This window comes from Streptomyces sp. NPDC005955, assembly GCF_042871255.1.
Lineage (GTDB): Bacteria > Actinomycetota > Actinomycetes > Streptomycetales > Streptomycetaceae > Streptomyces.
Window position 1 is genome coordinate 137,343 of sequence record NZ_JBIAIF010000016.1, and the last position, 25,770, is coordinate 163,112.

The 25,770-nt window shown below is 73.9% G+C and carries 24 protein-coding genes; 9 read left to right on the forward strand and 15 right to left on the reverse strand.

The features are described from left to right. Positions 1 to 16: 16 nt before the first annotated feature. Together ACFYOU_RS29660 and ACFYOU_RS29665 are read left to right on the forward strand one after the other, a co-directional pair. Positions 17 to 412 carry a winged helix-turn-helix transcriptional regulator gene (locus ACFYOU_RS29660; RefSeq protein WP_391309894.1) on the forward strand — a complete coding sequence of 132 codons (396 nt, stop codon included), beginning with the start codon at positions 17 to 19 and terminating at the stop codon, positions 410 to 412. Positions 413 to 527: 115 nt separating this feature from the next. Next, positions 528 to 998 carry a hypothetical protein gene (locus ACFYOU_RS29665; protein ID WP_391309896.1) on the forward strand — a complete coding sequence of 157 codons (471 nt, stop codon included), beginning with the start codon at positions 528 to 530 and terminating at the stop codon, positions 996 to 998. 11 nt (positions 999 to 1,009) lie between these two features. On the opposite strand, the gene ACFYOU_RS29670 is transcribed toward ACFYOU_RS29665, so the two are convergent. Beyond that, entirely contained in the window at positions 1,010 to 2,245 is a 1,236-nt protein-coding gene (locus ACFYOU_RS29670; RefSeq protein WP_391309898.1) for a GNAT family N-acetyltransferase, read from the reverse strand. A gap of 255 nt (positions 2,246 to 2,500) precedes the next feature. Here ACFYOU_RS29670 and ACFYOU_RS29675 point away from each other — a divergent pair, with 255 nt between their 5' ends. Continuing rightward, positions 2,501 to 3,094 carry a GNAT family N-acetyltransferase gene (locus tag ACFYOU_RS29675; protein ID WP_389764363.1) on the forward strand — a complete coding sequence of 198 codons (594 nt, stop codon included), beginning with the start codon at positions 2,501 to 2,503 and terminating at the stop codon, positions 3,092 to 3,094. A 57-nt stretch (positions 3,095 to 3,151) separates the two neighbouring features. On the opposite strand, the gene ACFYOU_RS29680 is transcribed toward ACFYOU_RS29675, so the two are convergent. The 7 genes from ACFYOU_RS29680 to ACFYOU_RS29710 form a co-directional block, all read right to left on the reverse strand. Further along, on the reverse strand, positions 3,152 to 3,919 hold the full coding sequence (locus tag ACFYOU_RS29680; protein ID WP_391309901.1) for an alpha/beta fold hydrolase: 768 nt from the start codon (positions 3,917 to 3,919) through the stop codon (positions 3,152 to 3,154). Between the two features lie 218 nt (positions 3,920 to 4,137). Further along, positions 4,138 to 4,887, reverse strand: a complete 750-nt coding sequence (locus ACFYOU_RS29685; protein ID WP_391309903.1) for an alpha/beta fold hydrolase — start codon at positions 4,885 to 4,887, stop codon at positions 4,138 to 4,140. 89 nt (positions 4,888 to 4,976) lie between these two features. Next, positions 4,977 to 7,127 carry a permease gene (locus tag ACFYOU_RS29690; protein WP_391309905.1) on the reverse strand — a complete coding sequence of 717 codons (2,151 nt, stop codon included), beginning with the start codon at positions 7,125 to 7,127 and terminating at the stop codon, positions 4,977 to 4,979. Continuing rightward, the gene (locus ACFYOU_RS29695; protein ID WP_391309907.1) at positions 7,124 to 7,810 is read right to left on the reverse strand and encodes an ATP-binding cassette domain-containing protein; all 687 of its coding nucleotides are present in this window, start codon (positions 7,808 to 7,810) and stop codon (positions 7,124 to 7,126) included. Before ACFYOU_RS29695 ends, ACFYOU_RS29690 begins: the two co-directional genes overlap by 4 nt. 59 nt (positions 7,811 to 7,869) lie before the next feature. Continuing rightward, the gene (locus ACFYOU_RS29700; RefSeq protein WP_391309908.1) at positions 7,870 to 8,214 is read right to left on the reverse strand and encodes a hypothetical protein; all 345 of its coding nucleotides are present in this window, start codon (positions 8,212 to 8,214) and stop codon (positions 7,870 to 7,872) included. Between the two features lie 200 nt (positions 8,215 to 8,414). Then, positions 8,415 to 9,632, reverse strand: coding sequence for a S8 family serine peptidase (locus ACFYOU_RS29705; RefSeq protein WP_391309910.1), 1,218 nt, complete (start codon positions 9,630 to 9,632; stop codon positions 8,415 to 8,417). 112 nt (positions 9,633 to 9,744) lie between these two features. Next, a complete protein-coding gene (locus ACFYOU_RS29710; RefSeq protein ID WP_391309912.1) occupies positions 9,745 to 10,371 on the reverse strand; it encodes a TetR family transcriptional regulator in 627 nt (208 codons plus the stop codon). A gap of 119 nt (positions 10,372 to 10,490) precedes the next feature. On the opposite strand from ACFYOU_RS29710, the gene ACFYOU_RS29715 reads away from it, so the two are divergent. Both ACFYOU_RS29715 and ACFYOU_RS29720 read left to right on the forward strand, forming a co-directional pair. Then, a complete protein-coding gene (locus ACFYOU_RS29715; RefSeq protein WP_391309914.1) occupies positions 10,491 to 11,531 on the forward strand; it encodes a saccharopine dehydrogenase in 1,041 nt (346 codons plus the stop codon). Next, entirely contained in the window at positions 11,528 to 12,355 is an 828-nt protein-coding gene (locus ACFYOU_RS29720; RefSeq protein WP_391309916.1) for a methyltransferase domain-containing protein, read from the forward strand. The genes ACFYOU_RS29715 and ACFYOU_RS29720 overlap by 4 nt, the downstream gene beginning before the upstream one ends. Before the next feature lie 272 nt (positions 12,356 to 12,627). On the opposite strand, the gene ACFYOU_RS29725 is transcribed toward ACFYOU_RS29720, so the two are convergent. After that, positions 12,628 to 14,562 carry an ABC transporter transmembrane domain-containing protein gene (locus tag ACFYOU_RS29725; protein WP_391309918.1) on the reverse strand — a complete coding sequence of 645 codons (1,935 nt, stop codon included), beginning with the start codon at positions 14,560 to 14,562 and terminating at the stop codon, positions 12,628 to 12,630. Between the two features lie 243 nt (positions 14,563 to 14,805). On the opposite strand from ACFYOU_RS29725, the gene ACFYOU_RS29730 reads away from it, so the two are divergent. Beyond that, positions 14,806 to 15,861 (forward strand): Gfo/Idh/MocA family oxidoreductase, encoded by a 1,056-nt coding sequence (locus ACFYOU_RS29730; RefSeq protein ID WP_391309920.1) that lies wholly within the window; start codon positions 14,806 to 14,808, stop codon positions 15,859 to 15,861. Positions 15,862 to 16,128: 267 nt separating this feature from the next. Here ACFYOU_RS29730 and ACFYOU_RS29735 read toward each other — a convergent pair whose 3' ends face one another. Together ACFYOU_RS29735 and ACFYOU_RS29740 are read right to left on the reverse strand one after the other, a co-directional pair. Next, entirely contained in the window at positions 16,129 to 16,449 is a 321-nt protein-coding gene (locus ACFYOU_RS29735) for a DUF3040 domain-containing protein (RefSeq protein ID WP_389764340.1), read from the reverse strand. Positions 16,450 to 16,654: 205 nt separating this feature from the next. Beyond that, positions 16,655 to 19,174, reverse strand: coding sequence for a SpaA isopeptide-forming pilin-related protein (locus ACFYOU_RS29740; protein WP_391309922.1), 2,520 nt, complete (start codon positions 19,172 to 19,174; stop codon positions 16,655 to 16,657). 247 nt (positions 19,175 to 19,421) lie between these two features. Between ACFYOU_RS29740 and ACFYOU_RS29745 the strand changes: the two genes are divergently transcribed. After that, positions 19,422 to 20,510 carry an alpha/beta fold hydrolase gene (locus ACFYOU_RS29745; protein WP_391309923.1) on the forward strand — a complete coding sequence of 363 codons (1,089 nt, stop codon included), beginning with the start codon at positions 19,422 to 19,424 and terminating at the stop codon, positions 20,508 to 20,510. A gap of 30 nt (positions 20,511 to 20,540) precedes the next feature. Here ACFYOU_RS29745 and ACFYOU_RS29750 read toward each other — a convergent pair whose 3' ends face one another. Together ACFYOU_RS29750 and ACFYOU_RS29755 are read right to left on the reverse strand one after the other, a co-directional pair. Next, entirely contained in the window at positions 20,541 to 21,122 is a 582-nt protein-coding gene (locus ACFYOU_RS29750; RefSeq protein WP_391309925.1) for a hypothetical protein, read from the reverse strand. Beyond that, positions 21,070 to 21,420: a hypothetical protein gene (locus ACFYOU_RS29755; RefSeq protein ID WP_391309927.1), complete on the reverse strand. Its 351-nt coding sequence runs from the start codon at positions 21,418 to 21,420 to the stop codon at positions 21,070 to 21,072. Before ACFYOU_RS29755 ends, ACFYOU_RS29750 begins: the two co-directional genes overlap by 53 nt. 226 nt (positions 21,421 to 21,646) lie before the next feature. Between ACFYOU_RS29755 and ACFYOU_RS29760 the strand changes: the two genes are divergently transcribed. After that, on the forward strand, positions 21,647 to 22,429 hold the full coding sequence (locus tag ACFYOU_RS29760; RefSeq protein WP_391309929.1) for a TSUP family transporter: 783 nt from the start codon (positions 21,647 to 21,649) through the stop codon (positions 22,427 to 22,429). 36 nt (positions 22,430 to 22,465) lie between these two features. On the opposite strand, the gene ACFYOU_RS29765 is transcribed toward ACFYOU_RS29760, so the two are convergent. Both ACFYOU_RS29765 and ACFYOU_RS29770 read right to left on the reverse strand, forming a co-directional pair. Then, entirely contained in the window at positions 22,466 to 23,803 is a 1,338-nt protein-coding gene (locus ACFYOU_RS29765) for a glycosyltransferase (protein ID WP_391309931.1), read from the reverse strand. Next, a complete protein-coding gene (locus ACFYOU_RS29770; RefSeq protein WP_385492491.1) occupies positions 23,800 to 23,964 on the reverse strand; it encodes a hypothetical protein in 165 nt (54 codons plus the stop codon). Before ACFYOU_RS29770 ends, ACFYOU_RS29765 begins: the two co-directional genes overlap by 4 nt. Positions 23,965 to 24,205: 241 nt before the next feature. Between ACFYOU_RS29770 and ACFYOU_RS29775 the strand changes: the two genes are divergently transcribed. After that, positions 24,206 to 25,723: an Imm49 family immunity protein gene (locus ACFYOU_RS29775; RefSeq protein WP_391309933.1), complete on the forward strand. Its 1,518-nt coding sequence runs from the start codon at positions 24,206 to 24,208 to the stop codon at positions 25,721 to 25,723. Positions 25,724 to 25,770: the final 47 nt, after the last annotated feature.

Here is a 25,770-nt window from a genome sequence, read left to right on the forward strand (position 1 = left end):
CGACTACCGTGAGGTCATGAGGGAACCTCTGCCCGCCGACATGTTCGACGAGTTGTGCCCGTCGTCGCTCAATCCGTTCCGCTTCGGGGACAAATGGGCGCCGCTCGTCATCAGGTGCCTCCGGGACGGACCGCGCCGGTTCTCCGAACTGCGCGTGCCGCTGAGTCGGGTCACCCCCAAGGTCCTCACCAAGTCCCTGCGGTCCCTGGAACGGGACGGGCTGGTGACGCGGACCGTCCGTGCCGGAACCACCCCGCACGTGGAGTACGCGTTGACCCCGTTGGGCCGCAGCCTGCTCCGTCCGATGGCGGTGGCCTGCGCCTGGGCGAACGACCACTGGGACGAACTCCTCGACGCCCGCGAGTCGTACGACGCGGGCGCCCCCGGCCAGGACTCCGTCCGTGGTCCGTGAACTTCATGGCTAGGGCAGCTGCTCCCGGCCAACGCCGTTGCCCGGCTGCGGGGTTCGACCCGCGCGAGCACTACGCTGTGATCCGCGTCCAGCCGCTCGACCAAGAAGGCAGGTCATGATCACCGCTGTGCTCGCCGTCGTCGGGACACTCCTCGGATCGATCGTCACCGGCACGTTCCACCACCTGGCGGCCGGCCGCGCCGAACGTGCGGCCAGCGCCGAGCAGTTGCGCCGCGACCGGCTCGAAGCGGTGACCGCACTCGCCTCCGCCGGCTCCGACCACCGTCGGGCCCTGTGGATGCGCGGGGAGGCTCGACTGCGCGGCGCCAGCGGCCCAGAGCTGGAAGAGCTGCGGACCAGGTCCCACAGCACCCGCTCCGCCGTCACCCGCCCCCTGGTGGCGTTGCGGCTCCTCGTGCCCGACCCGGCCGTCCACACCACGGCGCAGGCGATGGTGGTCGCCACCTATGACATGGTCGATTCCGCCACGAGCATCGAAGAGCTCACTGCCGCGCAGGAGGTCGCACGGGACGCACACGACCGGTTCGTCGATGCGGCAGCCGCCTACTTCAGGGCCAACACCTGACGGGTGGAGCGCTAGTACGGCAGGTAGTAGCTGAGGATGTCGGCGGTGAGGGGCGGGAAGAGCGCTCGGAACCGTTCCTCGTCGGCGGAGTAGACATCGGGTCGGATCCGGGTCAGCCCCTCCATTCCCCGCGGGCCGAACAGCAGCGCGGGCAGGTGGTCGGGGGCCACTCCGGCGCCCTGCACGGCCCGGGGGCCCTGCATCGCACCTCCGGTGACGACCTCGCCGAGGCCGTCGGCCCGGACGGGGATCCGGTAGTGGGCCCCGAAGGTGGAGAGGACGATGTCACGGCCGCCGCGCTCCATCCCGGCCGTGGTGAGGCGCTGCCAGAGCAACGGGCGCAACCGGTCGAGCAGCAGGGCGACGTCCGGGACGCGGACGTAGTACTGCTCCGCTGCGGCCGGCGGCTCGTGGACCAGCAGGTCCCGCCAGGCGTGTGCGGTGACCGTGCCGGCCCGGTGGACGACGCGGAGCGGCTCCTCGGGGAACCGTGCCGCGACCGTCCGGAGCAGGTCCAGCGCCGCCGCCCCGTCCACCGCGGCGGCCTCGGCCAACAGCACCCCGCCGCCGGGGGGCGTGGTGCGTCCGGTGGCGACCGCGGTGCCGTCGCGCTCCAGGACCCACAGGGTGCTCGCCTCGTGCTCCAGTAGCCACCGCCAGCGCTCGGCCGAGTGCCCCATCGCCACGTCGAACCCCGTCTGGGCCGTGTGCTGGAGGGCGGTCAGGGCAGGGACGTCGGCGGGCCGGGCCGGGCGGAGCACGGCGTCGCTCCCGCCGGGCGGTGGGGTGCTCACGCGCAGCGCCGGGGGGATGTCGATGGCGTACTCGTAGCCGAACAGCCGGTAGAAGTACGGGATTCCGATCATCGTCTGGAGGACGTGGCCCCGGGCGGCGGAGCGCTGGTGGGCCCATTGCATGAGCGCCCGCACCAGTCCGCGCCCCTCGTACGCCCGGTCGGTGGCGACCAGCTCCACCTGGCCGGCGGGGAGGCGGAGGTCACCGATGCGCACCTCCTCGTCCAGGAGCGTCGCGGTGGACACCACCCGATCGCCGTCCACGACCACGGCACAGGCGGACCAGCCGACCTCGGGGTCCGTGACGACCAGCCGGTGGTCCAGGGCGTCGTTCGGATCACCGCGCTCGGACAGGAGGGCGCCGATCTGGTCGAGGTCCGCGGGGGTCGCCGTGCGCAGGGTGAGCCCGTCGGCCAGGGCGAGGGGCGTCGGGGATGCGGGATGTGTAGCCATGACCGGACCATGGCACCTCTCTGACCTGGGTGTCCACCAAAATATCCGGAGTGTCGGCCGCTCGCCTCCCGGATCCGGTTCGGCTCGGGGCCGACCGCACCGGTGCCGAAATCGACGGGAACGACTCGCCACGACTGATCGTTACGGGATCGTCCGGCTGTTCGGGGGGCGAACCCCCGGCCGGACTTCCGACAGGAGCGGCCGGTTCGGCCGACCGCGGCAGCCCGGGGAGACCCGGCGAGGAAGGGAGCGACGATGGACACCGGGGCGCAGGTACGGCCGGCAGGGGTCGCAGACGTACCGGGTGCGGTGGGAACCCTCGCCCAAGCCTTCTCCGACTACCCGTACATCCGGCACGTGGTCGCCGAGAACGACCACGAGGAGCGGGTCCGCCGCTTCCAGGAACTGTTCCTGACCGAGGTGGGCATGGCCTACGGGCAGGTCTGGGTCACGGAGGACCGTCTGGCCGTCGCCGCCTGGACGACCCCCGACCGCGACCCGTCCCCCGGGTTCGCCGCGGTGGGGCCGCACATCGCCGAGTTGGCCGGGGACCGCATCGACGCCTTCACGGCCGCCGAGGCCGCGGTGGAGCCGTACCGGCCGACGGAGCCGGTCTGGTTCCTGGCGACGGTCGGCGTCGCGCCGAGCGCCCAGGGCCGTGGACTCGGGAGCGCGGTGCTCCGCCCGGGCATCGAGGCCGCCGAACGGGCCGGGTACCCGGCGTTCCTGGAGACGGCGACGGAGCGGAACGTGCGCCTGTACGAGCGCCTGGGGTTCCGCGTCACGGCCGAGGTCGAACTTCCGGACGGCGGACCGCAGTTGTGGTGCATGCGACGCGACCCCTCCTGAGTCCGGAGGGCGCGTGCCGCCCCGGGGACTCCCCGGGGCGGCACCGCGGGACGGGCCCTAGACCCGTACGAGTTCCCTCAGCCGGTCGGCCATGGTCCGGATGACGTCCTTCTGCTGGGCCGCCAGGTAGAAGTGCCCGCCGGGGAAGACCTTCAACTCGAAGGAGCCGCCGGCGTGCCGCTCCCAGGCGGCGGCCTCGTCCAGCGTCACCTTCGGGTCGCTGTCGCCCACCATGGCCAGCATCGGGGAGCGCACCGACTCGCCGGCCGCACAGGTGTAGGTCTCGGCCGCGCGGTAGTCGGCGCGCATCGCCGGCAGCACCATGCGCAACACTTCCTCGTCGCCGAGGAGTTGGCTGCTGGTTCCGTCGAGGCTGCGCACTTCGGCGAGGATGCCCTCGTCGTCGAGGAGGTGCACCGTCTCGTGGCGGTGGGTGGACGGGGCGCGGCGACCGGACGCGAACAGGGCGGTGGCGACCACGTCCTTGTCGCGCTCCAGGCGTCGGGCGACCTCGAAGGCCACCGAGGCGCCCATGCTGTGCCCGAAGAAGGCCAACGGGCGGTCCACCCAGGGCAGCAGGGCGTTGTACACCCGGTCGGCGAGGTCGGCGACGTTGTCGACGAGGGGTTCCGTGCGACGGTCCTGGCGGCCGGGGTACTGGATGCACAGCACGTCGGCGAAGTCCGGCATGTCGCGGGAGAGGGGGAAGTAGAAGCTCGCGGAGCCTCCCGCGTGCGGCAGGCACACCAGCCGGACGGCGGCGTCGGGACGGGGGTGGAACCTACGGACCCAGAGGCTGCTTTCCTCGGTGGGCTGGGTGTTCACGGTGATCGTTCCTTTCGGAGGTGCCGGACGTGTCGGGGGCCGCCGGGTCAGGGGCCACGGCTACGCGAGGACCCGCCCTTGATGACGCCCCCTGCGGCGAGCCCCCGTACCGTTACCCCAACTATGCCCTGGTGACACGGCATTGGGGTGCAGTGCCCGGGCCCGTTCGGGGGCGCGCGGTCAGCGCCTTGACGGCGCGGTCGGCCGTCGGCCCGCCCTCAGGGACGGCCGGTGCGGGTGCGGCGCGCCGCGGGGACCGGCCGGTCGTCGGTGGCCCCGGCGTCGTCCGCCGTGAGGAACCGCTCCACCGCCTCCGTGAACTGCGCGGGGGCCCCGCGGTGGATCAGGTGCCCCACGGGGATCGTCACCAGACGTCCGCCGGGGATGCGCCGGGCCAACTCCGCCACGCCGTCCTGGGGCACGTGGCTGCGCGGGCCGCCGGCGACGACGAGGGTCTCGGCGGTGATGCGGTCGAGCCGTCGTCCCCACCGGGGGTCGGGCCGGTCGAGTTGCCGTCTGACGTCGAGGACCATCTGCCAGTCGAAGGACAGGTCGCCGTCCGGTCGGGTCGGATGGGTCGGCTCGCGGGGCCGGGGAACCGGAACGTCCTCCAGGACCAGTCGGTGCACCCGCGCCGGGCGGTCGGCGGCGACCAGGTACGCCACGATCCCGCCGAGGGAGTGCCCGATCAGGTCCACCCGGTGCAGGCCCAACCCGTCCAGGAATCCCCGCACATCGGCCCGCATGCGGTCGACCGCGTACTCCCCGGGCCAGTCGCTCCGGCCGTGCCCGCGCAGGTCGAGCGCGTACACCCGGCGGTGGAGCGCCAGCAGGGACGCCACCGGTTCCCAGTCGCCGGCGGTCTCCCCCAAGGCGGGCAGGAGGACCAGCGGCGGAGCGTCCTCGGGGCCCGCCACCCGGTAGGCCAGCTTGACCCCGTCCACGTGCACCGTGCAGTGATCGACCATGTGCCGCAGGGTACGCGGCGGTTCACGGCGCCGGGCCCCGCGTTCACCAGCGGCGGAACCCGTGGCCCGCGGCCGGCGGGGGGGGCGACCTAGTCGGCGGTGGGGCGCCACGAGCGGGTCGCGCGGATCGCGGAGCGCGCCCCCAACGCACCGACGAGGAGCGCGACCAGGACACAGCCCGACGCCCCCGCCGCGAGGACCGTCCAGGAGACGCTGCCCTCCCCCGCGGCGGCGATGAAGAACAGGGAGTGCCACGCGGTGACGGCCGTGGCGAGGACGGTGGCCACCAGCAACGGCAGCGTCAGGTGCCAGAACGCGACGGACCGGAAGACGGACCGGGTGCCGGTGAGGACCGTGAGGGGGGCGAGGACACCGCGGATGCGCACGAACTCGGCCGCCGCGCCGAGGCCGCCCGTGAGCGCGAGGACGGCCAGGCCCGTCACCCCGTACAGCAGGACCCAGTTGTTGGCGCGGGCCTTGCCCGCCGCCCCGCTCGCCCAGGTGTCCCCCAGCGGCTCGGCCGTCGCCAGCACCGCGAAGGAGGCCCGTTTCACCTCGGACAGCCGCCCGCGTTCGGCGATGACGAGGGCGGAGTCCTGCGCCGTCAACCCGAAGGGGGCCGCCACCGCCCGGACCCGGATGTCCGGGGTCGACCAGCGTCGGATCTCCTCGATCCGCCGGTCGCCGCCGGTCGCCGGGCTCAGTTGCGCGGGGCATCCCAGGTCCAGGGAGCGCAGCGCCCGGCAGGAACCCTGCAAGGAGGTGCTGCCCCGGCCCTGGTCGTCGTACGTGGTGTTCCGTTTCAGGAGGAAGGCCCCGTCGGGGAGGGTGCGCGCGAACGCGGTCACCGCCCGCGGTGTCATGGGCGTCACCTGTACGGCGAGCACGCCGTCCCCGATGCGGGCCTGGGTGAGTCGGGCCAGCTCCGCCTGTTCGCCGAGTCGGCTGTTCCACACCTGGAGCTGGGCCACGATGCCGAGGCCGATGACCATGGCCAGGGCCAGGCGTACGACCACGCCGGGGTGGGCGGCTGTCCACCGGCCGCCGATGAGTTGGCCGGCCCGTCCGGTGCGCGCGCCGCGCGCGGCGAGCCCGGCTCCGACCCGGCGGGTGACCAGTGCCGCGACCGAGGGCAGGAACCCCCACATGAGGACGGTGCCGAGGGCGAAGGGGGCGAGGGCGTTGCGCTCCGGGAGGTACTGGCTGGTGACCACCAGGGCCACGCCGAGACCGCAGCACGCCGGTCGCCAGGGGGGAACGGAGGACGAGGCCGCGCCGGGTCGGGTGGCACGGCGGTCGCGCGGCGCGCGGTGGGTGAGGACCACGACGGCGAGCAGCAACAGGACGGACAGCAGCAGGCCGGCGGACGCGGTCGGCCACGCCGCGCGGATGTCCCGGCTGTCCAGGACGTAACCGGTCGGGGGCAGCCGCAGGTCCCAGCGGGACGCGGCGAGTTGGGGCAGCGCCATGAGGAGGGTCCCGAGGAGCAGGGGCGCCGCGGCCTCGCCCACCTGGACCAGGGCGCGGTGGCGCCGCCCGGCGCCCAGGGCGTGCAGCAGACCGCTGCGCCGGTCCCGGGTGCGGGAACCCACGCGGGCCGCGATCACGGACAGCGCCAGGGCCGGGACCCCGGTGAGGGCCCAGAAGGTGAGCAGCGGGTCGGTGACGGGCCGTTGGTCCACCATCTCGCCGATCGGGAGGGCCCTGCCGAAGCCCTCGGCGTACCACCAGCCTTCGGCGTCCCGCCCGGGGGTGCGTGCGGGACGTACGTAGGCCAGGCGCTCCGAGGGCGCGGCCAGGCCGTCCTTGCCGATGGTCCCGGTGGACTCGCCGTACCGGTCGTGGATGCCCAGGTGTCGTCCCCGTGCGGCGAGTTCGGGTGAGAGGACCGCCTGTCCGGGTTCGGGCCAGGCGCTCAGCCCCGGGGGCAGCGGGGCGTCGTCGGTGAGCGGAACCAGGTAGAGGACGCTGTGCTGCACGTCATCGACGGTGTCGAGGACTTCGCGGTACATCAGCGCGGCGTCGCGTCGCGCGTCGGTGAGGATCGGTCCCCGTGCCTCGTTGCGTTGTTCGCGGCCCTGGTGGGTGGCGACCGCGGCGACGGTGCCGAGGACGACGAGGGCGACCGTGGCCGCGGCGGCGAACAGCGCCCACCAGCGCAGCCGGTCGCCGGGGGTGCCCCGTCCGGCGGCGAGCCCGATGCGCAGGAGTCGGGTCCACAGCCGCCGGTCCCGTGTCATGCGGACGCTCCGGTTCCGGCCAGGGTTCCGTGGTCCAGGCGTCGGCGGTGGTCGGCGCGGGCGGCGACGGCGGGGTCGTGGGTGACGACCAGCAGGGCGCAGTCGCGCCTGCGGGCGGCGGTGAACAGCAGGTCGGCGACACCGTCCTTGGTGTCGGGGTCCAGGGCGCCGGTGGGTTCGTCGGCGAGCAGTACGGCCGGGTCGGTGATCAGTGCCCGGGCGACGGCGGTGCGCTGGCGTTCGCCGCCGGACAGCGCGCCGGTCGGGGTGGTGCCGTGCGGGACGCCCAGGTCGTCGAGGAGTCGGGCGGCCCGCCGGTAGGCGGTGCGGTGGTCGCCGCCGTCGAGGAGTACGGGGAGCGCGACGTTCTCCACCGGGGTCAGCTCGGGGAGCAGTTCACCGAACTGGAAGACCATGCCCAGGGTGTCGCGTCGGATGCGTGCCAGTCGGGCGGGCCGCTGTCCGGTGATCTCCCGTCCGGCCACGGTGACCCGTCCGGCGTCCGGCTTGATGAGCCCGAGGACGCACATGAGGAGGGTGGACTTCCCCGATCCGCTCGGTCCGGTGATCGCCGTCGACTCCCCGGGGCGGACGCTCAGTTCGAGGTCGTCGAGGAGGACGCGGCCCGCCACCTCGTAGCGGAGGCCGCTGATGCGGAGGCCGGACGCGTCTGCCTGGGTCACCGGGGTGTTCTTCCTCTGGGATGCGGGGTTCCGCGGTGCGGGACGGTGTGGTGGATCGGTCAGTTGTACGCCCAACCGGAGCAGTCGTCCCTGCTCCCGAAGTTCTCGTCGCAGGCCTTGAACTTGAAGATCTTGGAGCCGTCACCCGAGTAGACGGTCGTGTGGGTGCCGTTGTGGTTCCACAGCGTGCGTTTGCGGTCCGAGCTGGCGGTGCGGAAGTACTCGGCCTTCGCCGGGTCGCTGTCCCGGCTGCCGTCCTTGACCGCGATCCTCCCGGAGTCCCCCCGTGCGGGGGACCAGGCGGTGGCGCCTCCCCCGGTCACGCTGGTCGCCGTCGCGGTGACGGTGGGCAGGGCGAGACCGACGGCGAGGAGCAGCCCGGCCAGGGTCGTGGATGTGCGCATTGCGGATTCCTCCCTGGTGCAGGTAGGTGTCCTGGAGCACGGGCAGCACGCTGCCAGCACCGTGGAGGCGGGTGCAATCGAAGGGCCGGATGACGCTCAACTTCGGCTGGTTCCCGGTTCACCGGTGGGCGGCCCCGGGGGTTCGGGGTCCCGTGTGGACCCGGCACGCCCGGAGGCCGGGCGTGCCGGGCACGGTCGGTTCAGAGGCCGGCGGTGTACAGCAGGCGGTTGGGGGACGACTTGCTGACGGTGAGGGCGTCCCTGGTCGCCTGGCTGATGATCCAGTTGCCGACCTCCTGCGCGGTCGCCGTCGGGTTCACGGCCTTGTAGAGCGCCGCGACGCCCGCGACGTGCGGGCTGGCCATCGAGGTCCCGTCGAGGGCGGTGCTGCCGCCGCCCAGTCGGGCCGAGACGATCGCCCGGCCGGGTGCGTAGAGGGCCAGACAGGGACCGAAGTTGCTGAAGTCGGTCTCGATGTCGTCATGGCCGGTGGCGCCGACGGTGAGGGCCCAGTTGGCGCTGGCCGGGGAGACGTCGCAGGCGTCCTTGCCGTCGTTGCCCGCCGCGACCACCGGCAGCACGTCGCGCGCGGTGAGGTTGTTGACCGCCTGGTTGACGGCCTCGTTGCGGTCGCCTCCGAGGGAGCCGTTCAGTACGGCGGGTTGCCGGGCGTTGCGGGCGACCCAGTCGAAGCCCGCGATGATCCCGGACCACTCGCCCCGTCCCGCGCAGTTGAGGACCCGTACGCTCACCAACGAGGTCTGGCGGGCCACCCCGAAGGTGGCGCCGCCGACCGTGCCCGCGACGTGGGTGCCGTGTCCGTTGCAGTCGGCCCCGTTGCGGCCGTCGCCGATCGCGTCGAAGCCGGGCACGGCCCGTCCGCCGAACTCGGCGTGCTGGTAGTCGATGCCCGTGTCGACCACGTAGGCCGTCACTCCGGAACCGGTGCCGTGGACGTTGAACTCCTGGTTCAGCGGCAGATAGGGCTGGTCGATCCGGTCCAGGCCCCAGCTCGGGGCGGCGGCCCGCGCGGCGCGGCCCGGGGTGCGGGTCGCCGTGACGGTGCCGTCCTCGTCCACGGCGTCGACCGCGGGCAGTGCGCGCACCGCGGTGAGTTGCGCGGGGGTCAGCTTCGCGGCGAACCCGTTGAGGGCCGAGGTGTAGGTGAAGAGGGCGGTCGCTGACGGTGCCGCCTTCTTCAGCACGGTCGCCGGCGAGACGCCCTTCGCGACGGTGACGATGTACTGGCCCGCGACGGGCACGGGCGTGGGGCGCAGCGGCGCGGGCTCGGCACGGGTTCCGGTGAGGGCGGCGGTCGGGTCGGGGGCGGCGGTCGACGTGGCGAGGGCGGGCGCCGTCGTGGAGAGCAGGGCGGTGACGGCTGCGGCGAGCGCGAACAACCTCGGGTGCGTGGGCATGCCCGTGACCCAACCAAAACGCCCCTCACAAATCCATCACCCTCAGTAGCCATTCGCTACTTTTCGTACGCACGGGGGGAGGGTGCGCGGCCGGTCGGTCGCGGGGGCGCGCTCAGGGCAGGAGTTGACGGACCAGGGTGTCGGCGGCCCAGTGTTCCCAGCGGGCCGGGGACCAGCCGCGCACGGTGACCAGGAGACCGTACGTCTCGGGGCCGAGGACGGTGAACGCGATGTCGGCGGCGGACTCGGCGTCGTGCCCGTCCCGGAGCGTGCCGCCCGCCTTGGCGAGCAGGGCGCGGGCGAAGTGCAGCTGCACGGTGTGCCGTTGCTCCACGCTGGTCCGCCACAGCGTGGCGAGTTCGGGATCGGAGGCAGCGGCCGCACGGACCACCTCCAGGACGGGGGTCGCCCGCTGCAACACGCCGCGCGCCCCCGCGGCCTGCCGGGCGAGTTGCCGGGCGGGGTCGGGGACGGCGAGGACGGCGCGGGCCCAGGGTCGGTCGAGGGTGGCCGCCGAGTCGGTGTCACCGGCGATCGCGGTGTCCAGGACCTCCTTCAGCAGGGCGCGCTTGGTGCCGAAGGTGAAGTAGACGGTCTGCACGCCGACCTCGGCGGACCGGGCGATGTCCTCGACGGTGGTGCCCGTCCAGCCGCGCTCGACGAACAGTCCCGCGGCGGCGGCGAGCATCCGGTGCCGGGTGCGACGGGTCTTCTCGGCACGGGTGAGGGGTGGGGTCACGGGCGGACTCCTCGACGGGCGCGGGCTGCTGGTCTGCGTGCCGCCGGCTCCACGACCTGCTCGGGTGAATGCCACCGACCCTTTGACTGTAGTGAGACTACAGCGTGTTTCACTGGAGTATGACTACAGCGAAATTCCCTGCCGCTGGCGGGCGCATCCTGGTTCCCGGTGGCTACGGGGCCGTCGGCACGACGGTGACCGCGACCCTCGGGCAGTGGTTCCCCGGGCGGGTGGTGCCCGGCGGCCGGAGCGCGGAGCGGGCCCGGCAGCAAGGCGGGGTCCGGGTGGACGTGAACGATCCGCAGGACTTCGGCACGGTCCTCGACCGGCTCGGCGACGTGGGCGCCGTGGTGCTGTGCGTGGAACCGCCGGACGCGTCGGTGGCACGTGTATGCCTGGAGCGGGGCGTCCACCTGGTCGACATCGGGGCGGACGAGCGCCTGCTCGGCGCGGTCGCCTCGCTCCACGACACGGCGCTCGACTCGGGCGCCTCGGCGGTGCTCAGCGTCGGGGTCGCGCCGGGACTGAGCAATCTGCTCGCCCGGCGCGCCCACGAGGAGGTCGGGGGCGCACAGCGGATCGACCTGACCGTGCTGCTCGGATCGGGCGAACGGCACGGCGTCGACGCGGTGCGCTGGACCGTGGCGGGACTCGCCGCCCCCACGGCGGCCCGACCCCTGCGCGTCGAACTGCCCGGACACGGACTCAGAACCGCGCACCCCTTCCCGTTCTCCGACCAGCACACGCTGACCGGCACCCTCGGCGTGCCCCGGGTGACCACCCGGCTGTGTCTGGACTCACGGGCGGCCACGGCGCTGCTGTTCGGGCTGCGCCACACCGGAGTGCTGCGGGCCGCCGACCACCCGGCGCCCCGGCGGCTGCTGACCGGCGCCCTGGGGCGGGTGCACCTCGGCGGGGACGCCTTCGTGGTGCGCGCCGACGCGTACCGGGACGGACTGCACGTCGCCCGGGTCGCCCGGGGACTGCGGCAGAGCCGGTTCACCGCCCTGGTGGCCGCGCACGTCGCCCGACACCTGCTGACCGGCGGGCCGGCGCCCGGGGTCCGGCACATCGAGGAGGTGCCCGCGCTGGCGGACCTGCCCGAGCGGCTGGCCGGTGACGGACTGACCGTGCTGCGACTGACGGACGGACCGGCGTGAGGGACGACTGGTCGGGCGGCGGGCGGAACGGGTACACGGAGGCCGGGGACGCCTGGGCGCACGCGGCGGACGACGTGGTGGCGCTGGCCCTCGCCCGGGCCGACGGGGAACGCCGCGGGTCGGTCCCCGAGGTGCTGGACGTGGGCACCGGGTCGGGTCCCGCGCTGCTCGCCGCGGCCCGGGCGGGTGCCCTCGCGGTGGGTGTGGACCGGGCGGCCGACCTGGTGCGGGTGGCGGCGGCCCGGGCCGCCGCGGCGGGACTCGGCGGTCGGACCCGGTTGCTCGTGGGGGACGCGGGGGCGCTGCCGTTCCCCACGGGACGCTTCGACGTGGCCCTGTCCACGTTCGGGGTGATGTTCGCGCCCGATCCGTGGCGCTCGGCCGCCGAACTCGTCCGGGTCTGTCGCCCGGGCGGGTGGCTGGCCGTCGCGTCCTGGACCCCGGACGGAGTGTTCGGCCGGATCGCCCCGACCGTCGCCCGGGTGCTCCCCCGCCCGCCGAGTTCGGTCGACGCCCCCACCCGCTGGGGCGAAGCCGGTCACGTACGGCGGTGGTTCGCCCCGCTGCCGGTGACCGTGGAGACCCTGGTGTGCCAGGTCCGCGTCACGTACCCGTCCCTCGACCGGGCGGTGCGGGCCTTCGCCGACAAGCCCGGTCCGTTGCGGCAGTACCGGACGGCCCTGGAGGCGGCCGGGCGCTGGGAGGTCGCACGGGACGCCCTGGGCGAGTTGTTCACGGCACACGACCAGGGCACCGGCGGAAGGCTCCAGATGGACGTTCCCTACCTCGTGGCGCTCGGCCGGGTCGATCGGGGGATCGGATAGTCCTGCCCGCGAAGGAGTCGGGCCGTGGCCGAGGGCCACCGCCGCCGTCTGCTCACACGACGGCCCCGCTGCCGGCCGCCGCGCGGCAGGACCGTCGCGAGCGGCAGCGGGACCGGAAGTGGACGACGACGTCCGCCAGGTCGCGGCGGTGCGGCTCTGCACCGACGGGGCGCGGCGACCGCGGACTGCGGTCGTACGCGGCGGCGGCCCGGGGGTCGTCCCCCGGGCCGCCGTCCGCTTCCCGGCCCTGACGTCGGCGCGGGCGGGGACCGTCACCTCAGTTCCTTCGCCCGCTCGCCGAGGATCCGCGCCGCGGGCAACACCCGCTGGAGTGCACGGTCCTCGTCGGCGCCGTCGAACTGGGTCCGGTGCAGTTCCGCGTACCGACCGTCACGGGCGAGCAGGGTCTCGTGGGTGCCGCGTTCGACGATCCGGCCGTCCTCCACCACCAGGATCTGGTCGGCGGCCCGGACGGTGGACAGCCGGTGGGCGATCACGACGGCGGTCCGGTCCGCCAGCGCCTCGGTGAGCGCCTCCTGCACGGCGGCCTCGGAGGTGTTGTCGAGGTGGGCGGTGGCCTCGTCCAGGATCACCACGCGCTGCCGGGCGAGCAGCAGTCGGGCGATGGTCATCCGCTGGCGCTCCCCGCCGGACAGTCGGTAGCCGCGTTCACCGACGACCGTGTCGAGGTCGTCGGGCAGGGAGCGGACCAGACCGTCGAGGCGGGCGCGACGCAGGGCGTCCCACAGTTCCTCGTCGGTGGCGCCGGGGCGGGCGAGCAGCAGGTTGGCGCGGACCGACTCGTGGAAGAGGTGGCCGTCCTGGGTGACCATGCCGACGGTGGCGCGCAGCGAGTCGGTCGTCAGGTCGCGGACGTCGACGCCGCCCACGCTCACCGTCCCGGAGTCGGTGTCGTACAGGCGGGGCAACAGGGAGGCGATCGTGGACTTGCCCGCCCCGGAGGAGCCGACCAGGGCGACCGTCTGGCCGGGTTCGGCGCGGAACGACAGGCCCTTGAGCACGTCGCCGCCCTCGCGGGTGTCGAGTGAGGCGACCTCCTCCAGCGAGGCGAGGGAGACCCGGTCGGCCGCGGGGTAGCCGAAGCGCACGTCGGTGAACTCCACGGCCACCGGGCCTTCGGGGACCTCGCGGGCGTCCGGCCGCTCGGCGATCAGCGGCTCCAGGTCCAGCACTTCGAAGACGCGCTCGAAGCTGACCAGGGCGCTCATCACCTCGACGCGGGCTCCGGCGAGTGCGGTGAGCGGGGCGTAGAGCCGGGTCAGCAGGAGGGCCAGGGCGACGACGGCACCGGGTTCCAGGGTGCCGCGCAGGGCGAACCAGCCGCCGAGTCCGTACACGAGGGCGAGGGCGAGGGCGGAGACCAGGGTCAGTGCGGTCATGAACGTGTACTGGGACATCGCCGTGCGCACCCCGATGTCCCGGACCCGGGTGGCGCGGACGGCGAACTCGGCGGACTCCTCGGCGGGCCGCCCGAAGAGCTTGACGAGGGTCGCCCCGGGTGCGGAGAAGCGTTCGGTCATCCGGGTGCCCATGGCGGCGTTGAGTTGCGTCGCCTCGCGTTGGAGTCCGGCCATCCGGGTGCCCATCCGGCGGGCGGGCACGACGAAGACGGGCAGCAGGGCCAGCGCGAGGAGGGTGATCTGCCAGGACAGGGTGAGCATCACGGCGAGGGTGAGCAGCAGGGTGACCACATGGCCGACGACTCCGGACAGGGTGGTGCTGAAGGCGCGTTGGGCACCGATGACGTCATTGTTGAGGCGGCTGACCAGGGCACCGGTGCGGGTGCGGGTGAAGAAGGCGACGGGCATCTGCTGGACGTGGTCGAAGACGGCGCGCCGCAGGTCCAGGATCAGGTTCTCGCCGAGCCGGGAGGACAGGCCGCGTTCGATCAGGCCGAGTCCGGCCTCGGCCACGGCGATCACGGCGATCAGCAGGGCGATCCGCACCACCGTCCCCGGCGGGCCGCCGCTCACGATGGCGTCCACCACCCGTCCGGCGAGCAGGGGGGTGGCGACGGCGAGCAGCGAGGTGACGATGCTGAGCAGGAGGAAACGGACGATCGGCTTGCGGTGGGGGCGGGCGAAGGCGGCGATGCGGCGCAGGGTCGCGCGGCGGAAGGGGCGGCGGTCCTGTTGGGCGTGGATGAGGCCGTTGAGCTGCGTCCATGCGGTGGTCTCCATGTTCATGACGCTGACGGTAGAACCTCAATCATCCTTGAGGTCAAGTGTGTCGTGCGGGAGGTTCTGAGGAGCCGTCACGGGCACGGGCGGGGAGCCGCCACCTCGGCTTCTTCCCTGCTACGGAAGGTTCTCAGGAGGCGCGAGGTGTGCGAGAGTCCTCGGCATCCCCGGTCAGCCGGGGAGGTGAAAGACCGGGCATCCGGGCGGGAGTCGATGCCGGTCCGGGCGGCCGGGGACGGGAAGGGCGCGATGAAGGTGACGGGGAACCCGCAGCCGGTGGGGGCTGCCGGGCCGGGGCCGCAGGGGCTCGCCGTGGGGCTGGTCGGGGCGGGCACCATGGCCCGCGCCCATCTACCGGCCTGGCTCGCCCTCGGCGCCCGGGTCGCCGTGTGGTCCGCCGGCGGCGGTGCCGCCCGACTCGCCGAGGAGTACCGGGCCGAGGGGGTCACGGTGGCGCCGGACCTGGACGGTCTGATCGGTCGCAGCACGGTCGTGGACATCTGCACCCCGACCCCGAGTCACCCGGCCCTCGCGCTGGCCGCGATCGCCGAGGGCCGGTCCGTGGTGTGCGAGAAGCCGTTGGCACTCACCCCGCAGGACGCGGCGGAGATCGCAGGGGCCGCGGAGGCGGCCGGAGTACTGCTCTTCCCGGCGCACGTGGTGCGCTACTTCCCCGCGTACGAGGCCGCCGCCGCATCGGTCGCCCGGGGCGAACTCGGGGAGCCCACCGAGCTGCGGTTCACCCGGGGCGGGGCCTATCCGGTGTGGTCACCGTGGTTCGCCGACCCGGCGCTGTCGGGCGGCATCCTGATGGACCTGATGATCCACGACATGGACTACGCCCGGCTGTTGGCCGGCGAGGTGGTGAGCGTCCGGGCCGAGGCGCAGAGCAGCCCGAGCACCGCGCCGGGCGGCGCGCGGGCCGAGGGCACCGCGGTGCTCACCCATGCGTCGGGCGCGGTCAGCCGGTTGTCCGCCACCTGGGGCCGGGCCGACGTGCCCTTCCGCACGACCTTCAAGGTCACGGGGACCCACGGGGTCGTGGCGCACGACTCCACGGCTCCGACGGACCTCGGCGCTCCCTCCGGTACCGGGGAGGCACCGGAGGCTGCACCGCCCGCCGAACCGGCGGCGGAGAGTCCCTACCTCACTCAACTACGCGAGTTCACGGCCGCGTTCGCGGGCGGACCGGCCCCCAGGGTGAGCGCCCGGGACGCAGTGGCCGCGGTCCGGATCGCGGCGGCCGCCGTGCTGTCCGCCCGTACGGGAGAGACCGTCGACCTCACCGATGACGCGGAGGCCTGAGGGCCGCTTCGCGACCCGGCCGGCGGCACGACCAGCGCCCCCGTCGCAGTGGGGGCGCGTCACGCACCCCGAGGAGGTCCGGGTGCACGGCTGGGCGGGGGACGTCCGCTACCTCGGTGACGCGCTCGTTCCCCACCCGGGTGCGGGGCCGACCAGGGCACCGCGTCAGCCGGTGTCGAACCCCTCGACGAGGCCGCCCGGGTGCGTCGGTACGCGGCGGCTCGGGCTACTGCCGGTGTCCGGGCCCCGCCGCGCGGCCGGCGGCCCTCACACGAACGGTCGGGGCGGACCGGGGTGGTCGCGCACGGCCCGGCGCAGGATCAGGACGGCCACGGCGACCGTGAGCGGCCAGCACACCACGAACGCCCAGATCGCGACCGGGTTGGCGGTGACACCGCCGAGTACCAGCAGGGCGAGGGAGAGGACGGCGCACAGCGCCAGTGCGCGACCGCGGACCAGCCGGGCCGCCAGCCGCTGCCGTACCGCGAGCAGCCCCACCCGGTGACGCAGCGCACGGTCGCCGTTCAGGCGGTCCTCGATGTCCTGGAGGGTCCGTCGTTCGCGTTCGGTCAGTCGGTCGCCGGCCATGGTGCGCGCTCCAGCGCTCTGGTGGGGTGCACCGCGCGGGTCTGCGGCCCGTGTGCGCCGGGGTGCGGACGGTCACCGCCCGGTGCTGCCTGTACGGACGAGTCTACGGACGGATGCGCCGTACCGCTTCCGGTGGCCCGGAGCGGTACGGGAGGGGCCCGCCCGCAGGTGGGCGGGCGGGCCCCTCCCGGTCGTGCGCGGTGCGCTAGGCCCGCTGTCGGGGGCTCGGGTGGATGGTCAGCTTCTCGCGCTCGTCCTTGGGGCGTTCTCCTCGTTCGTTGGCGATGTGGACGGTGACGGTCTCGTCCGCGTTCTGCGGGGTGATGACGTAGGGGCCGCTAACCGGCTGGTCGGGCAGCACGTAACCCTCGGGGACGTCGGTCTCCCGGAGGTAGTACGCGCCGACGGCCAGGTCGTCGAAGAGGCACACGCCCGCCTCGTCGGTCGAGCAGCCGGGGCCGCGCCGGGTGTCCGCCGCGACGGAGCCGGACGCGGTGGTCTGCAGGCCGGCGACCCCGTTGGTCTCCTCCCAGAGCTCGAACACGGCGCCGGTGAGGGCCCTGCCGTTCTTCTCGTCGGTCTTGAGGACCTTGATGCTGCCCCGGGACGGGGTGATCGGGACGGTCACGGTCACGGGGTCGCTGGGGACGGTGTTCCCGGCGGGGTCCTCGCCCGCGGCCTGGGCGCGGTTGGTGACCTCACCGGCCTCGCCGTCCGCTTCGGTGACGACGTGGCTGCCGCGGCACACCGTGCTCGCACCGGCGGCCAGGGAGGTGTCGTCGCAGGTGATCGAGGTGACGTGGTCGTCGACCACCCGTACCCCGGTCAGGGGTTGGCTGCCGCTGTTGGTCACCGTGTACGCGTACTCGACGGTGTCCCCGACCTGGTACGGGCCGGGGCTCGTCACCTCCTTGCTGACGGAGATCGCCGGGCCTCCGGTGATCGGCAGGGTCGCTCGGGCCGGCGGCGAGGTGACGGTCCGGTCGGGTGCGGTGCCCGTCGCGGTGGCGGTGTTGGTGACCGAGCCGGCCTCGGCGTCGGCCTCTGTCACCGTGTAGGAACCCCGGCAGGTGGTGCTGTCGCCCGCCTCGCCCTCCGGCTCCAAGGTGGTCGCTTCGCAGGTGATGCCGGTGACGCGGTCGTCGGTGACCGTCACCCCGGTGAGCTGCTGGCCTCCGGTGTTGCGCACCGTGTAGACGTAGTCCACCTCGGTGCCGGCGGTGTACGGCCCCTCGGTGTCGACGCCCTTCTCGATGCTGATCCCGGGCGGCCGGACCAGGGGCAGCGTCTCGCTGGACGGCGGCGAGGTGACCGGGGTCCCCCCTGAGGTGCCGCCGGCGGTCGCGGTGTTGGTGACGGAGCCCGCCGCCACGTCCTGGGCCGTGACCACGTAGGTCGCCGTGCAGGTGACCGTCTCTCCCGCGGCCAGGGTGGTGACCGGGCAGGTCACCGCCCCGATCTTCGGGTCGGTCACGGCCAGTTCGGTGATCGACGCGTTGCCGGAGTTGGTGACGACGAAGTCGTAGGGGACCTCGGTGCCCTCCTCGATGACGCCGGGCAGCGGCTGGTGGACCTGCTTCACCAGGTTGAGCGCCGGCAGCGGCTGGTCCGAGTGGACCGACACGTTGCGGATCAGATGGACGTCGGTGAACAGACCGGTGGAGGCCGCGAAACCGAACTTGTACGTGTCGGGCACCGCCGTCGGCGCCGGAGTCGCGATCACCTGCTGGAAGCCGGCGCCGTCGTTGAAGTCCACCGCCACCGTGAGCACCGGGTTCGGCGCGGGGGTGAGGTGGACGTTGACCCGACGCCTGGACGGCTCCAGCGCGGCCTGCGCCTCGGCGGGCGTGGCGTCCGGCGGCAAAGAGGTCAGCGGCCCCTGGAGCTCTCCGGGCAGGGTGGAGGGCCATGGACCCGTGGTGGAGAAGTTGCTGGTGGTCGCCGTGAGGAAGCAGTAGCCCTCGATGCCGTCGCCCGGGCCCCGCACGGTCACCATGTTGGCTCCCGGTGCCGGGATCCTGAACTCCGTACCGGCCGGGGAACGCTGCGCGCAGCCGTTGCCGCGCTGCTCCCAGTCGCCGAAGTAGTTGCCCAGGACGTCCAGCCCGACCCCGAGGTAACCGCGGTCGACACCGGGCAGGAAGGGGTTGACGGGGTTGTCGTCGGGCAGTTTCTGCGCATATCCCAGGCTGCCGCCGAACGCTCCCGGGTGGGTGAGCGAGGTGGCGCCGTCGACGAGGAAGAACGAGATCCCGTCGGCGGGGGTCGCCGGGGTCGTGCTGCCGTACTGCCACTGGTCGAAGGTGACGTCGAGCCCCTGGCCGGCGGGGATGGCCTGGTCGTAGAGGACGGCCCCCGCCCGGTCGTTGGACGCGTCGGTGAGCTGGAGGTATCCGTTGGGGGCGCCGCCCGTCGGCGGCACCGGGCCGGTCTGCGTGGTGGGGCAGCCGCCGAGGGGGTGGTTCCCCGGCCCCGGTGACGCGGCCGCGGGGGCACCGGTGAGGCAGGCCGATCCCACCGCGGTGAACCCGGGGTCGGCACCGGCGCCGGTGAAGGTCTCCTCGACCAGGGGGGTGGAGACGGCTCGGGGCGCTCGGGGAGCCGACGGGGGTGACGCCTCGGCGCTGCTCCCGACGGTGCCCCCCAGGAGGCCGAACACGAGTGCGGCGGCCAGGCTCGGGGTTCTTCGGCGACGGGGGCGGGCGGTCCCGCTGTCTGTGCTCATGAGCACGAGGGGTACCCGTCGTGCGGGGCGTCACGGCGGGACACCCTGCGCCGGCGACGAACATCAGCCGGGTGCCCCACCGTCCTTCGCCCGGACAGCCCCCCTGACGGAGCCCGGCGGTCGGGCCGTGCCGGGCCCGCTGGTGGAGGCACCGGCCCTGCGCCCCGCCCGGCTCGGTGATTCCTTTGACATCACCGGGAGTTGGGGCACGATGGCCCATGGGGGTACGGGACGAGCAGGGGGACGCATGGGAACGCGCAGGGGATTCCTCTCGGTGGGGGCAGGGGCCGCGGCGGCGGTGGGCACGGGGTGGACGACCGGGTCGGCGAGTGCGGCGGCCGCCTCCGCCGGTTCCCCCTCCGGTCGGCAGGACGACGCACCGCACGCACCGGGTTACGACGTTCCGTTGGGCATCGCGCTGGAGGGTTACCCGAGCGCGTTTCCGGTGCGCTTCCTGCGGCTGGTCAACCAGGGCGAGACGGTCGACATGGCCTACCTCGACCTCGCTCCCGCGGGCGGCGCCGCGTCCGGGCGCACGGTGCTGCTGCTCCACGGGAAGAACTTCGACGGCGGTGCCTGGACACCCACCGCCCGGGCCTTGGCGGCGGCGGGCCACCGGGTCGTCGTACCGGACCAGATCGGGTTCGGCCGCTCCTCGAAGCCCGCCCTGGACTACCGTTTCACGCTGTTGGCGCAGAACACGGTGGCCCTCCTCGACCACCTCGGCATCGCTGAGGTCGACGTCATCGGCCACTCGATGGGCGGCATGCTGGGCGTGCGCTTCGCACTGGACCACCCGACCAGGGTCCGCAAGCTGGTCCTGGCCAACCCGGTGGGGCTGGAGGACTACCGCGAGCTCGTGCCCGCGCACAGCACCGAGCGCCTGTTCGCCGACGAGTTGGCGAACACCTCGCTCGCCGGGATCCGCGCCTTCTACGCGTCCTACGTGGTGACCTGGCGGCGCGCCTACGAGCGCAACGTGGAGCTGCGCTACCGGATCACGCTCAGTGCGGAGTACCCGCGCTGGGCGCAGGCATCGGCCCGGACGTACCAGATGGCCTACCACCAGCCCGTGGTGCAGGAACTGCCGCGGCTGCGGCTCCCGGTGCAGTTGGTCATCGGGCAGGAGGACCGGGCGGCGGTCGGCAAGTCGTACGCGACGCCGGAGAACCGAGCGAAGCTCGGGAACTTCCCGGTGCTGGGCAGGCGGGCCGCCGCGGCCGTGCCCGGTGCCCGGTTGGTGGAGCTGCCCGGTGTCGGACACCTCCCGCACCTGGAGGCCGGCCGGCGGTTCACCCGTGAGGTGCTGGCCTTCCTCGCCGCCGACGGGAGCTGACGCGTCGCCGTCGGCGGCGTGTCCTGCGGTTCAGCGCGGGCAGACGGGTGTCACCCGCCAGGAGCCCCCGGCGTTCTCGTCGTCCGTGCCGAGGACGGCCCGCGCGGCGGAGGCGCAGGCCAGTGCCTCGATCTTGTGGCCGGGGAACACTGCGAGCCGCAGGGGACGCGCCCGCGGGACGGGGCGGGGGCCGTCGAGCCCACCGGTGCGGACCCGGCCGACCTCGTGGACGGCGGAGTCGAAGGGGCCGTCGTCGCCGGGGTCGGACGCCGAGGTCACGGTCACCCGTCCCGACGGGGACACCGCCAGGTCGCTGATGTGCCGCACGTGCGTCGGGGGGAACGAGACCCGGATCTCGGCGGAGCGGCGGGGGCCGAAGGTGAGGCTGCGCCAGTCGAGGGCGGCGGTGTACAGCACCGCCGGGTCCTCGTCCTGGCCGCGGTGCGCCCACACTGCGGTGAGCCGGCCGGGTGTCCCGGTGAGGTGGAACGCCTCGTGGTTGTGGCCGGAGCCGGCTTCGACGCCGGGAACGGTGAACTCCCGCAGCACCCGGACCGCGTCATCCGTCAGGCGTAGGTGGTAGCCGCGGCCGGAGCTCTCCAGGGCGAGCAACTCCCCCGGCCCCCGGGACGGCGCTCAGCGCCTCCAGGTCGACGGGTTCCCGCTCGCCGTCCCAGCTCAGCACGTCGACCCGTGGGGCCCCGCCGGGGGCGGGTCGGATGCGCGAGACCCTGGGCTGCCCGGTGCGCTTGTTGTCGTGCACCACCACCGTCTCGTTGATGACGGCCCCGTCCTGACCGGTCACGGCGATGCCGCTGATGCCCGCGGTGATGCCGGTCCCGGTCCGCACCCAGCCGTCCTCGGGGGGTGCGGCGGTGGCGGGGGTGGCCACGAAGAGTGCGCTGAGCAAGGCGGCGGCGAGAGGGCGGCGTAGGTGAGGTCGGTTCACCCCGCGCACGCCAAGACGGTCGCCCGGTCCGCCCGGAACGCGGCGCCGGCGGCTGCTCCGTTCGGCCCCGTGCGTTCACTCCGGGCGAGGCCCCGCGCCGGAGCCCTACGGTTCTCCCGTACACCAGGAAGGCGCGCAGGGGCGTGAGTTGCGCGGCGGTCCGCCAAAGCAGGGAGGCAGGAAGGGCGTGGAGTGGCAGACGGGGGTCGCGGGTTTCGCGGTGGGACTGGTGATAGCGGTCGTCACCACACCGGTGGGGGTGTCCGGTGCGGTGTTCCTGCTGCCCGTGCAGTTGAGCCTGCTCGGGGTGCCCAGCCCCGCGGTCACTCCGACGAACCTCCTCTACAACGTGGTCGCCGGTCCCGGTGCGCTGGTGCGCTACCACCAGGACGGGCTGCTGTACGGCCCGCTCACCCGATGGCTGGTCGCGGGGACCCTGCCCGGGGTGGTCTGTGGCGCCGTCATCCGGGTCTTCGCCGTGCCCGGCCCCGCCGTGTTCCGGCTCCTCGTGGCCGTGCTGCTGCTGCCCCTCGGCCTGTGGCTGACCGTCCGGACGCTGCGGCCGGCACCCGCGCGCACCGCGGTGGAACCGTCTCCGCGGACCATCCGCGTGGGGGCGCTGGTCGTGGGCACGCTCGGCGGGATCTACGGCATCGGGGGCGGCTCCCTCATCGGCCCGTTCCTCGTCGGCCGCGGGATGCCCGTGGCGAGGGTCGCACCGGCCGCGCTCGCCGCCACGTTCCTCACCTCCGTGGTGGGCGCCGCCACCTTCGGCTTGTTGGCCCTCGGGGGGAGCGACGACATCGCGCCGCTGTGGTTCCTCGGACTGGCCTGCGGGCTGGGCGGGCTCGCCGGCGGCTACCTCGGAGCCCGGCTCCGCCCCCGACTGCCCGAACGGGCGCTGCGCGCCCTGCTCGGCGTCCTGGTCACCGCGGTGGGCGCCCTGTACGCGGTCCAGTCCCTGCGCTGACGGGACCCGGGTGCGGTCCGGCCGCCGGGGCACGGGTCACAGGGCGACTTCGGGCCCGGTGCGGCGGGTGCCCCAGCCGGTGCGGCCGCAGGTGGCGACGGCGTACCAGCGGGTCGGCCGCAGGACCACCCAGGACCACAGGAGCGCGACGGGGGTGAGGGTCCAGGTGGCGAGTTGGGAGCGGAACGTCTGGTCGCTGCGCCGGACCGTGAGGTAGCGCAGGGTCTGGCTGGCGGCGATGAGCAGGGGTACGGCCCACAGGTACGGGGAGGGCAACCGGCCGGCGTGCAGGTGCGCGAGCGCGAGCCAGCCGAGGGCGAGGGTGTACGCGGCCTGTTGGAGCCAGCGGGCGAGTTGCGCGACGTACGCGGGGTGGCGCACGGGGAGGTGACGGGCGCGCCACAGGGAGCGGATGGTGGAGCCGCGCATCCAGCGCAGGTACTGCCGCAGGTGGTGGCCGACGCGTTCGGGCATGGCGGTGAAGACGACGGCGGAGGTCTGCTGCACCACCCGGCCCCGGGTGAGGGCGTACAGGGTGAGCAGGGAGTCGTCGGAGAAGGTGACGGGCCGGCCGAGGAACGTCTCGTGGAGGTAGGAGTCGGTGTGGTCCCACAGGACGTGGGCCCGGTACGCGGCCAGCGATCCGGAGGTCACCATGACGCCGCCGAGCGCCGACAGGGCGGAGCGGTCCACGAGTTGCAGGGTGACGTACCAGAGGTCGGTGAAGCGGGCGAGCAGCCCGCCGCGGTTGTTGGCGGCCAGGACGAGCCCGGCGACGGCCTGCACGCGTGCGTCGGCGAACGGGAGGAGCAACTCGTCCAGGGCGTCCGGGGCGAGCCTGGCGTCTGAGTCGACGGTGATGAGGACGTCGGCGTCCCGGCAGTGCGCGGCCGCGGTGCACTGGGCCCGCCGCTTGCCGTGGTTGTCGGTGCGGGTCCAGGTGGTGGTGATGCCGTGCTCCGCGGCGGCGGCCAGCCACCAGGCCCGTACGGCGGTGTAGTCCACGGTCGAACCGTCGTCGACGACGTGGACGGAGTCCGGCGGGCGGGTCTGGGCGAGGAAGGTCTCCAGGCCGACGCTCAGATAGCCGGGGTCCTCCTGGTAGACGGGCACGAGGACGGCGACGTCGAGCCGTCGGAGGGCTTCGCGGGCGGCGCCTTCGGCGCGGTGCGGTCGGGCTCCGAGGAAGAGGGCCGTCTGACCGACGAACAGCAGGGCGACCGGGAGCCAGAGCCAGGCGAGGGGGTCGACGCCGGTGCCGGTCAGTCGGCCGGTGGCCCGCAGGGCGTAGGCGGTGACGGCCACGGCGCAGACCAGGACCGCCCCGGAGGCGGCGAGGACCGAGAGCGGGGCGCGCTGGGCGGCTCGGATCACGAATCGGACACCTGGCGTCCCCGGCGGAAGGTGAAGCGCAGGAGGAACGCCCCGGTGCACACCAGGAGCACCGCCAGGGCCAGCAGGTGCCAGCCTCCCAGCGCCAGTCCCCCGATCGTGACGATCGCCGCGCCCGTCTGCGCCAGTTGGTTCCCGTACATACCGCCACAGCCCTCCGATGTTCATACGACAAGACGATCGTCATTAGAACCAGGGCCGAGGTGCCTCCGGTGCGACACGACCGGTGTGGCCGTCGAAGGTCACCCGAGTGGCGGCCCGACCGCTGCCCTTCGGCCGGTGGCGGCAGGGGCGACCTCCCCGCGGGAGCCCCCAAAGCACTGTCGGTGCCGGGGAATAGGGTGACGGCCAGGTATCGGACCTGTACACGGGGAGTGTTGAGCAGTGCGGATAGAACGACACCAGGTGGGCGAGAGCCGGATCTCGGGGACGCTGGAGGACGCGACCGACCGCATCACCCGCCTGGTGATTTCCAGTTCGAAGGCCGACCGCATGACGACCGGGGTGTGGTCGTTCATCGCCGAGGAGTTCCTCGACTACCTGGGCGCCCTGTCCGCGGCGGACCCGGAGCTGAGCTCGCCGGAAGCGCGGGCCGTGCTGGAGGCCGCCGCCGAATCGGCCGCGGGTGCCGTCCAGTTCGCTGCCTACTGGCCGCACGTCTCCTTCAGCGTCTTCCTGGACTACGTGAACTTCGGGATGAGCTACGACCCGGACGAGGGCCCGTCGGAGAGCGTGAGCGTCGGACAGTGGCTGGACGCCTTCTGCCTGGCGGTCCTGGTCGACAAGGCCGAGCGCCACGGCGAGGCGTTCCACTTCGCGCGGGAGGTTCCGCAGCAGGGCCGGGAGGGGGAACCCTCGGTCGAGTTGATGCACGGTCTGATGGTGTACGTCCTGGGCGACCTGGGCGACGAGGACGCCCCCTACCCCCCGGGTGCGGAGCACAAGCTCGCCGCCCTGGACGACGCCCTGGCCCGGATCCGCGCCCAGGCTCCGGCGGGGGCGGCGGAGCATCCGCACACCACTGCGCTCGCCGCGCTGCGCGCCCTGGCCGCCGGTGACCGGGCGGGCTTCGACGCGTGTCTGACGTCGCTGCTGGTGGCGCAGAGCGCCCGGTCCGGGCTCTACGCCGGTCCCCACACCCTGCTGCCCCTGGAGCCGTTGGCGCTGGCGGCGCTCGCCTACCGGCGGGAGGGGTGGTGGCCGCCGCTGTCCACGGACTACCTGCCCCGCACCCTGATCACCGGGTTCGAGGGCGCCGGGCCCCGGGTCGGCGCCTACGGTGCGGACCGCCGCCCGGACGCCGTCGCGGAACTCGCCGTGCGCTCCCTGGTGGTGGACCGGCCCGACCCCACGGGTGAAGCCGCGTCCCACGCGGAGTACCTGCTGGACGACGTCCGGCAGCGCACGGCACGGGGCCGGGCGGGAGCCGGGGACTGGCAGAGCGCGGTGGCCCTCGCCCTGATCGGCGGACGGCGCGAGGAACTGGCCCCCCTGGTGGTCGGCGGCGCCGAAGCCCTGGCCCAGGACGGCTCCGCCTTCGCCGCCTACCGCAAGGCCCTGTTGGACTACCTGCACGCCGAGGACCCCCGCCCCGCGGCGGACGAGGCGTTGCAGACCCAGGAACGCTCCCGGGACTGGGGGTTCCGGATGCCTCCGGCGGTGCTGTTGTCGCAGCTGGTCGACGGTGACGAGGAGAGCTTCAACCTGGCCCTCGCCGACGCCCTGGAGCAGCACCGGGACCACTACCGGGTCGCGGACCGTGCCCAGCACGTCGATTCCGCGCTCGACCTCGACGTGCTGGGCCTGGCCTGCCACGCCCGTAGGCGCGGCTGGGCCGTCCGGGTGAGCTCCCCCTACCTGCCGTCCCACCTGCTCGACGGCGCGCGGCCGCTGGCCGGCTGAACGACCGACGACCTCGCCCGTTCCGCATCCGGCGGGTCGCACCGGCC

Bases quoted from the DNA above. Each gene is read 5' to 3' on its own strand.
- ACFYOU_RS29705 (WP_391309910.1), bottom strand. From the start codon at position 9,632: ATGCCCACGCACCCGAGGTTGTTCGCGCTCGCCGCAGCCGTCACCGCC.
- ACFYOU_RS29675 (WP_389764363.1), top strand. From the start codon at position 2,501: ATGGACACCGGGGCGCAGGTACGGCCGGCAGGGGTCGCAGACGTACCG.
- ACFYOU_RS29670 (WP_391309898.1), bottom strand. From the start codon at position 2,245: ATGGCTACACATCCCGCATCCCCGACGCCCCTCGCCCTGGCCGACGGG.
- ACFYOU_RS29770 (WP_385492491.1), bottom strand. From the start codon at position 23,964: ATGTACGGGAACCAACTGGCGCAGACGGGCGCGGCGATCGTCACGATC.
- ACFYOU_RS29700 (WP_391309908.1), bottom strand. From the start codon at position 8,214: ATGCGCACATCCACGACCCTGGCCGGGCTGCTCCTCGCCGTCGGTCTC.
- ACFYOU_RS29685 (WP_391309903.1), bottom strand. From the start codon at position 4,887: ATGGTCGATCACTGCACGGTGCACGTGGACGGGGTCAAGCTGGCCTAC.
- ACFYOU_RS29660 (WP_391309894.1), top strand. From the start codon at position 17: ATGAGGGAACCTCTGCCCGCCGACATGTTCGACGAGTTGTGCCCGTCG.
- ACFYOU_RS29690 (WP_391309905.1), bottom strand. From the start codon at position 7,127: ATGACACGGGACCGGCGGCTGTGGACCCGACTCCTGCGCATCGGGCTC.
- ACFYOU_RS29730 (WP_391309920.1), top strand. From the start codon at position 14,806: ATGAAGGTGACGGGGAACCCGCAGCCGGTGGGGGCTGCCGGGCCGGGG.
- ACFYOU_RS29740 (WP_391309922.1), bottom strand. From the start codon at position 19,174: ATGAGCACAGACAGCGGGACCGCCCGCCCCCGTCGCCGAAGAACCCCG.
- ACFYOU_RS29735 (WP_389764340.1), bottom strand. From the start codon at position 16,449: ATGGCCGGCGACCGACTGACCGAACGCGAACGACGGACCCTCCAGGAC.
- ACFYOU_RS29725 (WP_391309918.1), bottom strand. From the start codon at position 14,562: ATGAACATGGAGACCACCGCATGGACGCAGCTCAACGGCCTCATCCAC.
- ACFYOU_RS29745 (WP_391309923.1), top strand. From the start codon at position 19,422: ATGGGAACGCGCAGGGGATTCCTCTCGGTGGGGGCAGGGGCCGCGGCG.
- ACFYOU_RS29715 (WP_391309914.1), top strand. From the start codon at position 10,491: ATGACTACAGCGAAATTCCCTGCCGCTGGCGGGCGCATCCTGGTTCCC.
- ACFYOU_RS29665 (WP_391309896.1), top strand. From the start codon at position 528: ATGATCACCGCTGTGCTCGCCGTCGTCGGGACACTCCTCGGATCGATC.